Below are 13021 nucleotides of genomic sequence, written 5' to 3'. Positions count from 1 at the left end.
CAATTAATTGATAATGGATCTATCGAGCGTTCCTGACTGGCGCGATAAAGGCTGCGCCGGTAGACCCGGTGTCTGAACCAGGAACGACGCTAATGAACAATAAGATCCAGGAACGATTCAACGCCTTGCTCAGCCATAAGGTGGTCGAACACAAGGCGGCTCCAGTGCTGACCGAGGCACTGGCCCAGCGGTTGCTTGAGCGTCTCGGGCAATTGCGCCTGTTTGCCCACGCCTACCCGCTACTGACCAACCTCACCCACGGTCGTGTCACCCCCGCCGACCTGCTGGACTTCGCCTATCGCCACGAGCTGCAAGGTCTGAGCCTGCACTTGCTCGACGGCGAGGAAAACAGCCTGAGCCAGATGTCGCCAGAGCAGCTCCAGGCGTTTGCCAGCAAGGCCAGCGCGCTGGGGCTGGATGTGCACCTGGAAATCAGCAGCACGCTGAAAAAGGATGTCGACCAAGTGATCGCCATCGCCAAGGCCCTGGGGGTACGCAACATCCGTGTCTACTCACGTTACGAGGGCACGCTGTCGCGGGTCATGGACGTGATCGAGACCGACCTGCACTACCTCGCACAACAGGCCGACGCCAACGATCTGTACTTTGACTTCGAGCAGCATGAAGAACTCAAGAGCAGCGAAATCGCGCAACTGCTCAACCGCCTCAACCACCCTCGCCTGCATGCCCTGTTCGACTTCGGCAACATGATCAATGCCTGCGAACAGCCCCTGCAGGCCCTGCACAACCTGGCGCCGCACATCCGCCAGGTTCACCTCAAGGGCGTGCGCATCGTCCCCGAACAAAACGGCTTCGGCCATTACGGCGTATTGCAAGGCAGCGACGAAGACGATCTGCCCAGCGCCCGCATGCTGTTCGAACTGTTGATGCTGGGCGAAGCAACCCCACAGGTGATCGCGTTCATTCTTGAGCAGGAAAACCACTACGTGGCCCCGGCCTTCCGTCAGCGTCTTGAAGCCGCCGATCCATTCATTGCTTACCGGGAGATGAGCGAAACGCCGCTCCCGAAAGGCTACTCGCTCGAGCGCATGCTGGCCGACGAACACCGCTGGGCAAACAATCAGGTGGCCTATGTCCGACGCGTGCTGGGCGAACTGCGCACCTTGGCTGAACTGACCCTGGCCACCCCTTCCAACGCCTGAACCTGACGACCTGATTACGCCCGGAGAACAATAATGACAACTCAAAACAAGGCCAAATGGCTCAGATTCCTGATCCTCATCCTCGGTGGCGGCACCATTTACAAGTTGGCGAACCTCAAGGACGCCTTCTATGTCCCCATGCAGGAATTCATGGGCCTTAACCACACTGAAATCGGCATGCTGTTGAGTGCCAACGCGATCATCGCGACTGCACTGTTTGTGGTCGGCGGCCTGCTCGCCGATCGCTACGACACGCGCAAACTGATCCCCCTCGGCCTGATCGGGACCGGAAGCCTTGGGTTGTACCTGGCAACCTTTCCGCCCTTCAGCAGCCTGCTGATCGTGTTCAGTCTGCTGGCCGTCTGTGCCGACTGCCTGTTCTGGCCATCGCTGCTCAAAGCCATCCGTAATCTGGGTGACGATCAGGAGCAAGGCCGGTTGTTCGGCCTGCTGGAAGGCGGGCGTGGCGTGGTTGATACGCTGGTGGCCTTTTCCGCACTGGGCGTGTTCGTCGCCATGGGCTCAGGGGAAACCGGCCTGAAGTCGGCGATCCTGTTCTACTCGGTCATCGACATTCTGGCGGGCACCCTGACCTGGCTCCTGCTCAAGGGGGGTAACGCGCAATCGGCCGCCAGGCCGAAAAACGGTCTGGCAAACCTGATGGAAGCGATCAAGGTACCCGGCATCTGGTTGGTCAGTCTCAACGTGTTCATGGTCTACATCGTCTACTGCGGCCTGACCTATTTCATTCCCTACCTCAAGGAAATGTACGGGTTGCCCGTGGCGTTGGTAGGCGCCTACGGCATCATCAACCAATACTTCCTGAAAATCCTCGGCGGGCCTGCCGGCGGTTTCATTGCCGACAAGCAGTTCAAGAGCACCAGCCGTTACCTGAAGTGGGCATTTCTGGCGCTATTGCCGCTGATGGCCGTGATCATGCTGATTCCTAAAAGCCCGGGCTTCATCTATGCGGGGATGGCGGCCACCCTCTCCTTCGCCCTGATTGTGTTCTCGATGCGCGGCGTGTTCTGGGCGCCCATGGGCGAAGTCGGCATTCCCCAGCACATCACCGGTTCGGCCTTCGGCATCGGTTGCCTGATCGGCTATGCACCCGGCATGTTTGCCTATGTCATCTATGGCGCGATCCTCGACCACTTCCCTGGTCAACAGGGCTACAACTATGTGTTCATCCTGATGAGCGTACTGGCCATTGCAGGCTTCATGGTGTCCAGCCTTCTCTATCAAGCGGTGCGCAAAAAATCCATGCCCACTGCTGGGGTCAGCGCGGTAGAAGCCTGATCATCCTCAGGGACTTCAGGAGGATGAATCGTCCATCATGCCGATTCCTCCTCCGCCCACAACGCAGGAATGAACCGGAGCTTGTGCAATTGAGGCTACCTGTGCGGACGGCAGAGGATACAAGTGGGGTATCCAAGTGACACCCCTTCCCGCATGCTACGAACGATTGATAGCTCTCTCGATCCGCTGACGCCCCGCGTGCGCTAACTTGCTCACACCCGCCTCCTTGGCCACCGCGTAAATCAACGCTTCACCTTCATAGCCTCGCTCCGCGAGCTCCGCCACCAATGCACTGAGCTCAGGTAGGCAAATTTCGGCCAGCCCCCTTACGCTATCTTCATCACCGGGTCGGCGGAAAAGAACATTTGCATCGGATTCGATGTGAGGCGGCCAGAAGAAAATTCCGGTCTGTTCCTCTTCGTGACTCCGGTACTTTGAACGTGCGATCTGCTCTACGCGGTCACGGATCCTAGACCCCGTACGAACCCAGCCGTGCGCCCGAGCAATGCGCCTTGCTAGAGCGGTATCCAAGACTGGCCCTTCCTCTGTAACCACATGATCAATCATGCGCTCTAAGGTTGCGGTATAACTCGGGTCAAAGAATCGCTCGGGATCAACGACTTCTACCGCTTGGCTAGGGTCTGCTTCTCGATAAATCAGTTGCTCAATAGCCTTGGTAAAGGAGACCACCTCCTCCACCGCAGTAGCCGTCGCCGCTCTGGCATACTTAAGCTCTGGCAACGCACCAGCAGGGTCATTGACCCCAGCAGAATTAGATCCTGCCGTGATTGTGGTGACCTCATCGACAACGTTGATGACTTCGGCCATCGCAGCATCGACTTTGAGGCGCTCTGCCTCGTGAGCAGCCTCGATGACTGCCTGCTTGGCTCTGGAGTCAGCAAGAAGCTCAGTCAGACGAGAATGTACCTTCTCCGCCGTCCCCACTGCATCAACCCACCAATCAGTCGACCAGATCCGGACGATCTCCCAACCAAGCCCACGCAGCACAAGTTCCCGCAGCTTGTCTCGATCTCGCGCGGTAGCACTGCGGTGATAAGTAGCCCCATCGCATTCCACGCCGGCGAGGAATCGCCCCGGTGCATCAGGGTGAACAACGCCTAAGTCTATTCGGAACGACGACACGCCAATCTGGGTGTGGATCTGCCAGCCTTTTTTGGCCAAGGCAGCCGCCACCGCTTCTTCAAACGGGCTATCGAAACCACCCACGCTACCGATATTGGCTTCTGCCAAGGCCTGCGGCCCACGTTCTGCAAACTCCAAGAAGTGCTTCAGGTCGCGCACCCCGACGGCTTGCGTGCGGGCAAGATCAATGTGCTCGGGGCGCAGCGTCGAGAACAGCACGAGCTCCTGACGGGCACGAGTAACAGCGACGTTGAGTCGACGCTCGCCACCAGGACGGTTCATCGGACCGAAGTTCATCGACATCACGCCGGCGGCATCCTTCCCGTAAGTGGTCGAGAAGTAGATGATGTCCCGCTCATCACCTTGAACACTTTCCAGGTTCTTGACGAATACAGGCTCGAGCTCCGACTCGGAGAAGTAGCTGTCGAGCGACGGATCCTTTCGGCATGCCTCATCCAGCATGTCCATAATGAGCTTCTGCTGCTCACCATTGAATGTCACGACACCCACGGTGCGTCGGCTCTCGCGGAAAGCCGAAGACTGAAGGCGTGCCACGAGATCAGCAACCAGGGCCCTCGCTTCGATCAGGTTAGTGCGAGAACCGCCTTTGTCGTAGACACCAGCAACCGGGCACAACCGCACAGCCTTATCAGCTGTGAACGGCGACGGGAAGGTCACCAGCTTCGACCCATAGTATCGTTGGTTCGAGAATGCGATCAGGCTCTCGTGGCGGCTACGGTAGTGCCAGTTCAGATTACGCATCGGCAGGTTAGCGCTGATGCATTCGTCCAGAATGCTCTCGAGATCCGCCTCGACATCCTCGTCATCTGCAGTGGATTCAGCCCGATCGAAGAACGAAGTTGGCGGAAGCTGTTTCGGATCGCCCACCATCACAACCTGCTTTCCTCGAGCCATCGCGCCGATTGCGTCCCATACAGGAATCTGCGAGGCCTCATCGAAGATGACCAGGTCGAACGGGGTCGAGGCAGGCGGCAGATACTGGGCAATCGATAGAGGGCTCATCAGCAAGCACGGTGTGAGTTTTGTGAGCGCCTCTGGTGCTCGTGTCATCAGCTCACGCAACGGGATGTGCTTGGTCTTCTTGCCCATTTCATGGCGCAGCAGTCCCCACTCCGATGAGCGACTTACACTGTCTTGGCTTGGCAGGTCGGCGCACAATCGGGCACGGAGCCAGTCCTTCGTGAGTTCGGTGAATTTGTCATCCAGCGCACGGAAGTCACGTATGCGCTGCTCGTGCTCGACGCTGACAAATGTACGGATTACTTCCTCGTTGTCGACGGTGGTGTTCAACCACCAGCGAGCGTAGTTAACCTCAAGAACGCGACGCACTTTTCCAGAGGTAATCGCACCGCTTTCCATGGCCTGGACAATTGGAGCCAGGCCAACCGCGAACGCCTCATCACGAACCTTACGCCACGCGCACCATGCCTTAAGTCGCGACTCAGAAGAAACCACGGTCTCACAGTTCTTACTGAGGTCATTCAGCGACAGGTGAGCAGCTTTGTCGATACCGGCTTCGGTAAAGTGGCCGATCGATGTGAGGTGCGCCAAACGCTCCTGCAGCAGTTCAATCTTCTCACGTAAAGCTACACCTGCGAGAGCTATCGTCCCTTCAGGTTCCAGCAAAGCGTTGCCATCACCCAGCAGCGTCTGGAGCGGCGCTTTGTAGGCAGCAATTTGCTCCGGGTTAAGCGCCAGTTTTGCCACAGCTATCGCTACCTGACTTTGGAATGCAACAGCCTGACGTGCTACCTCAAGCTTGGTCTTCAGGTCGCTCCAAACGGGTACCAATTCTCGCAAGTCAGCTAGATCTGCCAGATCCCGTTCAACAGCTGCACGTTGCTTGAGGAGCTCAAAGTCAAGCTTCAGCGACGCTCCACAACGGCCTTCTTCTGCCTCTGGGTGCTCGTCAACGAGCCGACCACGCTCTTCTATATCCCGACGCTCTGCCTGGAAACGCAGCGCCGCAGCCAGGTAATCGGTGTTCGTACTCAGGCCACTCCAGAGCTGATGGGTGCTGGAGCCAAGGTCGGACAACTGGGCCATCTCGGTATCAAGACGAGCCAGCGTGCGAAGCCGCCGGAGCTCCTCCTTCAGCACCTCTCCAAGCCGCCCCTGCTCGACCAAATGGAATCCGTCATCAATCCAGTCCGAATCAGCCTTTTGAAGCCGAATGGCTTCCTGAAGCGTGATCGCCGTCGTCAGCTGCTCGGCCTCAGATTTCGAGCCCTGCCAAACCGCAACACACTCGTGTCCGGGCTCCAATTCATCAATAACGCGACGCACAGAGCGAATTTCAGCCCAGGTCGCCAAGTCTTTACCATGATCCGCTTCGCCTTGTGCTGTCTGGGACGGGGCCAATAGCGCTGCGATTCGGCGCTTACCGAACCACGACTTTGGCCAGAACGATTCTTCTGCTTCCTTCCACTCACGCAGCAAGAGATCGACGTCGAGAGACTCAATCGCTTCACTGTAGGTCGCACTGAGCTGCTGCTTGTGATCCGCAATTTGGCCCAGCAGCGTCACGGCGTGAGCAAGGGTTTCCGTGACGCTTTCTGGCCAAGCTGGGCCGAGCTCGGCAAATGTAGCCCGACGCTGCTGCAGCAGTTCGATACCTTGCTTCGCTTCCGCCACCACACGCGACGGCCATGGGGCAGACAGCTTGCTGTTGAGATCACGATGCTGTTCAACCCATGCACAACCGTCGTTCAGTCGCTGGGCAATTGACCGGGCATCAGGGCGTAGCGCAAACCGCCAATCTTGGCCAGCAGCGGCAGGCAACGCTCGGGAAAGGACAGATAGCCCCTCCAGCGCTGTTGGGGTGTACTCCGTAGCCGGAAGTCCAGACAACTCTACAAAACGATCAGCAGCACGCTGCACATCCTGCACAGCAGGCAGCACATCACGAGCAGCCTGAACGAACTGTTGCTGCCAGTGAGGCGACCATTCGGCCTGGCCAACAGCGACCAACGCATTGTCGACAAGCTGGCTGTACCCAACAGCTTGAGCATTTACTTCAAGCCGATCGCCCAATTCGCGAAGCCCAATCATTGCTTTTTGGTCGTGCGTATCAGGCGAGGCCCACGCCAGAGGTGCGACAGGCTCGTCTGCACCCGATGTCACGGTGCCAATCGCATCGTAGATGGTATAACCGTTCCGGTGCCGACGATGCAGACGCTCGACGTAAATGTTCAGACTGTCGCGCAGCGTTGCGAGGCGCTGCGACTCTACCTCCCATGCTGCGGAATCGACCTGCCCTTTCGCCTCCCAAGCAGATTGCAGTTGGGCCAGGACATCAGTTTTCCGAGCCTTGCTCGAGTGAAGCTCCAGACAGAACTCGCCCAGACCAATCTCACGCAGACGGCGATACACCACATCCAGCGCGGCGATCTTCTCCGAGACAAACAGCACACGACGGCCCTGGGCAATCGACTGTGCAATCATGTTGGAGATGGTCTGGCTCTTACCGGTACCTGGTGGGCCGATCAGCACAAAGTCTTTGCCTTTGGCCGCGGCCATCACTGCAGCCAACTGGGATGAGTCAGACGGCAGCGGGCAGAATACGTCTGTTGGGCCGTAATCGCGATCTAGCGATTCAGCCGCCGGGAATGGCGTATCAGAGACGAACGAATCGCGCGGGGTGTCCAGAAGGTGCTGAACTACTGGACTTTGCCGCAGGTGCTCAGCGTTCTCGGCCAAATCCTTCCACATGAGGTATTTGGCAAATGAGAACATCGACAGCACGACGTCTTCGCTCAGTTCCCAACCTGGGATGTCCTTGATGGCATGGCCGACTTTGTTCCAAATGCCAGCAATATCCAGACCCGAGTCGTCTCGAGGCAGCTCGTGCTCCAACGAACCCAAGCCAAGCTCAAAGTCTTGACGAAGCATCTCGATCAGGGTCGGGTTGAAGCGCGGCTCATCATCGTGGAGCACCATGGTGAATCCGGAACGAGCGCTCTTGCGCTCCAGCGTGACCGGAACCAAAACCAATGGCGCCTTGTACTTCTGTCCTGCCCTGTCCTCACGCGTCCAGCTCAGGAAACCGATGGCTAGGAACAGCGTGTTGGAGCCACCTTCCTGAAGGGCTGTACGAGCACCTCGATAGAGTTCGGTGAGTCGCACATCCATCTCATTGGACGTCAGCGCGACGAACACCTCTCTGCGCTTGAGCGCATCCTCGGCATGGCGGCGACGAACATCCTCCCGCTCGCGCTGTTCGTAGAGCGCGCGCTCCCGCGGATCGGCACCGTCCATGAGGTCAGGCCGGGTCAGCAGCTTCAGCGACTGTCCGCTTGCCAGAATATCCTCAAGCGCGCCCGGGTCGGGCGACTCAAGTTTCAGCGCTCGCTTGCCCGTCTTGAAGTTGAGCAGGTTGTTCCGAAGGGAGAGATCCAACAGCTTACGCTGCCACCGGCCTAGACGGTCAGCAGGATCAAGCTTGGAAAGATCTTCGACCACCACCTCGTGCACTTCATCCGGAATGTCCGCGCCTTCTTCAACCAGGAGCGGTGGAGCTTCGTCCGACACCTCCGAAGCGACGCGTGCAATCTGAGCCTCGGAGCTCGCCAGCGGTTTGATCCGCTGCAGGCGGGCCCGGCGGATGTCTAGCAGCATCTCAAAGTCGCTGTCCGCGTCCTCGGCAATCTGCTTCGCACCTCGCTCGACAGCGTAAGAGAAGGACGGGGCAAGATTCTGAGTAATGAGCGTAGTTTCGAATAGTACGAGCTCCCGCAACTGCACCCGTTTACGCACCGCCGTCACATCATCGACCAGCGCAGTCGTGAACTCTTCTGGCTTCATCCACAGACCCGCGAAGGCGTGCCCCCGGGTGAAGACGATCACGGGGTTGAGACCAATTTGCTCAAGAGCAGCACAGAAAAGCAGGGTGAGATCCATGCAGGTTGCCAAACCGGTATCAGCGATCTGGCTGGGACTGCGCACCTTCTGCCCTGCCTGCTCGAAGCTAGCCGGCGGCAAAGCGTAATCAAGCTTCATGCGCGCCACGGCCCCCCAAACCGCTGAAGCCAATTGCCAGGTTCGCTTCGCACCGCCCTCATACCCATCGAGCGATGACGACTTATCACTGAGACGTAGCAACTCAGCCGTCTGCTTCAACAACCGGTCAACTGCCGGATCATTGGGCTGTACGAATGCGGCTGTCATATCTGGGATATGACGAAGCCCTCCCCACTGGTTACGCGGCAGAAGGTCTACAACCTGCTCTAGGCGAGCGACCTCCTTCCGACCACTCTCGGCCGCCTTGTCATCGGCCTCAAGGACGAAGGTAAAAGTGGATAGCTCCGCCTCTGTGAGGCGACTGAGCAAAGGGCCGTCCAGGACAAGGTCAAGCCCCGGAATGACTCGGAAACTGTCAGCTGCAATTTCGTCAATGCGCCAGACCTTGGATTTGAATACTTCCGGCTCCGAGGACAGCGTGAGCGTCGCATTGACGAAGCGATCATCGGTCTCGTTCGAGATTCGAAGCTCTCGGATCACAGGGATGGCGTTCTGGAAGTCCGCAAGGTTCAGCTTCGCCACTAAGGTGGCCAAGATCTTGACTTCTTTTGGCGGAATCTCTTCTTGTGGCGTGAGGGGCTGAACGATGTCGTCCATGCGCAACCTTCCTTGTTGTGATGCCCAAGGGAGTGCCGGAGTTGGCCGGCCAAGGGGGCCCCTCTTGAGCTAATGGCGGGATGATATCGCTTTCAGCTTCAGCCGTAATGATCCTTTGGTCGTTGAACCCCATATTCAAGGCTCCTCACGGCGGAGCTGATCGATCAACGCGAGCGCTCATGTTCCTCGGCCATCAAGAGCGCGGAAGCCCTTTTTAAAATCGATTTCTCCCGTTCCAACCGGTTGATCCGAGCTTCCAGCTCCTGAATCCTACTGCTCGGGCGTCAGCGCCTTGCTCATTGGAGTACCACCGCCACGTCGGGATTTCGTAAGGAGCCTAGAACTCCACCTTGCCCCGCCCCGCTTTGACAGTGCTGCGCCTGGCCTTTCCTTCGAGGCGGCGGGTCTTCGAGCCGAGGGTCGGCTTGGTGGGACGGCGTTTCTTCTCGGTCTTGCCGGCAGTGATGATCAACTCGGCAAGACGCGCCAGTGCGTCAGCGCGGTTCTGCTCCTGTGTGCGGTATTGTTGTGCCTTGATGATCAACACGCCGTCGCCGGTGATGCGACTGTCACGCAGCGCCAACAGCCGCTCCTTGTAAAACTCGGGCAGCGACGAGGCGGGAATGTCGAAGCGCAGGTGCACGGCGCTGGACACCTTGTTGACATTCTGCCCACCTGCGCCTTGCGCGCGGATGTATGTCAGTTCGATGTCGGCATCTGGCAGGTGCACGTTATTAGAGATGGTCAGCATGGCATGGCCCTTGTGATTCCCCTCCATTATCACAGCCTTCGCTGCTCGCCCACAGAACAAAATACGGTTGACCTCAACCACACTGATCGAGGCACCCCACTCCGCCATTGCCGGTAGCCTCGACATCTGCCGCCTTCCTCAAGCCTTTTGCATAAATGCAACTATGCTAGGTCTGCTACCCGAACGGACCGAGCAGATCGAGCCTTCCGTCCATACGTCATGGCAAAACAATGGTAATGGGATTGATCCGCTTGTGTTGAATTGGCCATTGCAGCATCTCAAGGCAGGTCTGCCGGAGGTCCAAAGTTGCGAATCGCTTTTCTGGTGAACCGGGACGTTGAGAGCAATCTCACTCTCAATTACCTGTTACCCGAGATTCACGAGAGCACAGTGGGAATATTCCTCTCGGAGAGAGTGGGATCGGGCAAGAAGGTGCCACGCATGCTCGGACAACTGGCATTGATCGAGCAGGACTTCTTCAATGCCTTGCCCCCTGGGTTAATCAGGTCGAGCGACCAGGTCAGCAGTGGGCTTCGATTCGGTTTTGCAGACCTGCAGCAACGCTTTGGGGTTCCTGTACAGGTATTGCCCAGCTTGAGGGATCCTGCGGGCCTGCAAATGCTGCAGGATGCGGGAGCGGATCTGTTCATCTCAATCCGCTTTGGTCAAATCCTGAAGAATGAAGCGTTGGCAATTCCGTCACGTGGCGTCCTCAATCTTCACTCTGGCCTCTTGCCTCAGTATCGAGGTGTTCTCGCGACCTTCCGGGCGCTGCTGAACGGCGACTCGGAGATCGGCTGTACCCTCCACTGGATTGACAGTCCCGGCATCGATGTTGGTCGCATCATCGAGACTGCCCGGGTGGCAGTCGACAAGGAGCACTCCTTGCTGTGGCACATCCTTTCACTGTATCAACCAGGCGCGCGTCTCATCATGAACGCAATCAGGCGCCTGGAGCGCAACGAGCCTATGCCGGGGACCTTTCAAGATCCATCTGCCGGGGCCTACTACTCTTTTCCCAGCGAGGATGACCTGATGCAGTTCACGACACTGGGGTGGCGGCTCTTCGATCGCGAGGACGTTTGGGAGCTTTTCGAATCGTACGGATTTCCGTTGCGGATAAATACTCTTTAAGAGCTGAACGGCGGCTGGAATTGCGCCTTTCGGTAGCGTCAGCTACCGCTGCTTTTAGACTTTGACTTCAAATAACTACGTAGGCTGCCCTTCTCGCTTGGCCAATGCTGGGAGCAAAACAAGGAGCTATTGACCGAAGCCGTTTTGAAGAGCGATCACCCTGCCCTTCAATTCGAGCCTGGTCAGGTCTTCGACATCCTGCTCTTCATGCCGCGGGTGGAATAAACTCTGCGCATCATACCCAGTTCGGCATAGCTGTTGCTCATTCTTTTGACATCTAAACGCCCCCATACAAGGCAAGTGCCGGGAGCGCTGTAAATTGCTTAAAATACTTTGTTGCCCATTTAGCTCTCTCTTGATTTCTTCAGAAAGAAAGCGGAAATCAACAAGGTCAGTGCAAACATCTCTAGACTCGTAGAGATGCTATATTTCTTGTGCTTAGTCATTCTCTCCTTTGTCATCTCGCCGGAGATAACTGTACTCCCGCCAACATAAAGCTCAACCAATTTGTTATTTTCCATGAACGGCAAGATCTTCTGTTTGTACCAGAACGCCGTTGCTTCTTTGTTTGTAAGCTCAGAGCTAGCTTCATCGGGCAGGCATTTGGTGTAACCTTTGAAGCTAGATGCGCAAGTAAGCATTAGTTTGCCCTGTTCGCTGGAGATGACTGTATAAGTATTTTTGCCGATTATTTTAGTAGAGAAAGTGCCTTTTGACCTGGTAAGGTTGTCAGGGATCTGATTAAGCATTCCATAGGTGAATGGCAAGAATGATAGGCAGACAAACAAAATCGGGACCTGCAGCGCAAGGGACTTAAACTCTTCCTTGCTTGAGCCTTTTTTTGATGCGCCGTTAATCATTGGCTATCTCTCTCTAAGGCTTTGTTCAATGTATTCTTTGAGTGGACTGGTAAAGTTCTCGATAATTTTTCTTGTGTGTGCGTACCTCTATGCGCACTGCTACCCTAGTTTTGATCTCGACTTCCTGCCCTAGGCGCACAGATCCGATACTCTTGCTCTCCAGCGTGGCCGCGTGCTGTCAACCTGCGCCACCAACAGTTCGCTGGTTAGTCGCTTGACATCCGCAGCAGTGATCTGTGAATCCAGTTTTAGTCCTTGCCCTATCACGACATCTCATCTGTGAAGCGACGCTTTCAGTTAAGGTGTGGGATATTTAGATGTCAAGGTGATATTGCCGGGTGGCGGGAAATTGGGATTGTTTTATCGTCTCTAATGTACCGCTCATCCCCTTCGGCGTTCTGCGCGGAAATCTCCACAACCGCGCAGAAGCGTTAGTGGGAAGGAAAATCGTATGTCCTATCAACTGTGGTCAGTTCGGAAACCATTCGTTGGTCAGCATGACTGCAATCGATTCATGCTTAAGACAACTCTTTATTCCTTCATGCCAGTCGCTGATGTATGCAGCGCCATCACATCAGGCAATAGAGTTCCGTGACCTGCGCCACAATCTCTCCCTTCGCATCATAGAGCCTCGCCTCTGGCGTCATGGCCATGGAGCGGGCCTCGAGTACATAGCGCTGCCCTGCCTTGAAATGTGCGTAGTCGATGGTCAGGTAGCATTGCCTTACCGTGCTGCCCCCCATCAGACTGATGCCACCACCACCATTGACTTCGTAGTCGAACCTGACGACCAATTCATGGCTGCCGGGGCTGACCTCGAAGAAGCGACCGTCGCGCAGGCGTTGTTTATCCAGGCGTTCGGCCAACAGCACACGGTCATTCGGGAATGGCATCGAGAGATCGACCCAGGCCATCTGTGGGTTGGCAGTGGGCATCGGCGCCTGGCAACCCGCAAATGCAGCGATCGCGAACAACAGTGTCAGCTTGCGCATGGTAGTTCCCCAAAGGCTCCCGGGCTCACTATTCAGGATAAC

Annotated in this window: 7 protein-coding genes and 1 pseudogene; 3 read left to right on the top strand and 5 right to left on the bottom strand. The window is 56.7% G+C overall.

The genetic code is table 11. The annotated features are described in order from the left end of the window. The first annotated feature begins 92 nt into the window (after positions 1-92). Both M2S36_RS18155 and M2S36_RS18150 read left to right on the top strand, forming a co-directional pair. Positions 93-1163, top strand: coding sequence for a sugar phosphate isomerase/epimerase family protein (locus tag M2S36_RS18155; protein WP_333957552.1), 1071 nt, complete (start codon positions 93-95; stop codon positions 1161-1163). Between the two features lie 33 nt (positions 1164-1196). Further along, positions 1197-2462, top strand: a complete 1266-nt coding sequence (locus M2S36_RS18150; RefSeq protein ID WP_333957551.1) for an MFS transporter — start codon at positions 1197-1199, stop codon at positions 2460-2462. Between the two features lie 156 nt (positions 2463-2618). Here M2S36_RS18150 and M2S36_RS18145 read toward each other — a convergent pair whose 3' ends face one another. The 3 genes and pseudogenes from M2S36_RS18145 to arfB form a co-directional block, all read right to left on the bottom strand. Continuing rightward, positions 2619-9242: a DUF3320 domain-containing protein gene (locus M2S36_RS18145; RefSeq protein ID WP_333957549.1), complete on the bottom strand. Its 6624-nt coding sequence runs from the start codon at positions 9240-9242 to the stop codon at positions 2619-2621. A 180-nt stretch (positions 9243-9422) separates the two neighbouring features. After that, positions 9423-9593, bottom strand: a pseudogene (locus M2S36_RS18140) (IS3 family transposase); the annotation flags it as partial. Continuing rightward, positions 9580-9993 carry an alternative ribosome rescue aminoacyl-tRNA hydrolase ArfB gene (gene arfB, locus M2S36_RS18135; protein ID WP_033701529.1) on the bottom strand — a complete coding sequence of 138 codons (414 nt, stop codon included), beginning with the start codon at positions 9991-9993 and terminating at the stop codon, positions 9580-9582. The pseudogene M2S36_RS18140 and the gene arfB, both read right to left, overlap by 14 nt. Before the next feature lie 441 nt (positions 9994-10434). Between arfB and M2S36_RS18130 the strand changes: the two genes are divergently transcribed. After that, on the top strand, positions 10435-11127 hold the full coding sequence (locus M2S36_RS18130) for a formyl transferase (RefSeq protein ID WP_333957548.1): 693 nt from the start codon (positions 10435-10437) through the stop codon (positions 11125-11127). 344 nt (positions 11128-11471) lie between these two features. On the opposite strand, the gene M2S36_RS18125 is transcribed toward M2S36_RS18130, so the two are convergent. Continuing rightward, positions 11472-11987, bottom strand: a complete 516-nt coding sequence (locus M2S36_RS18125; protein ID WP_333957546.1) for a hypothetical protein — start codon at positions 11985-11987, stop codon at positions 11472-11474. 569 nt (positions 11988-12556) lie between these two features. Then, positions 12557-12979 carry a PA0061/PA0062 family lipoprotein gene (locus M2S36_RS18120; RefSeq protein ID WP_063914698.1) on the bottom strand — a complete coding sequence of 141 codons (423 nt, stop codon included), beginning with the start codon at positions 12977-12979 and terminating at the stop codon, positions 12557-12559. Between the last annotated feature and the right edge of the window lie 42 nt (positions 12980-13021).

Origin of the sequence: Pseudomonas sp. SF2 (assembly GCF_036858055.1) — a bacterium.
Taxonomy (GTDB): Bacteria; Pseudomonadota; Gammaproteobacteria; order Pseudomonadales; family Pseudomonadaceae; genus Aquipseudomonas.
This window is presented reverse-complemented; position numbering and strand designations above follow the sequence as displayed.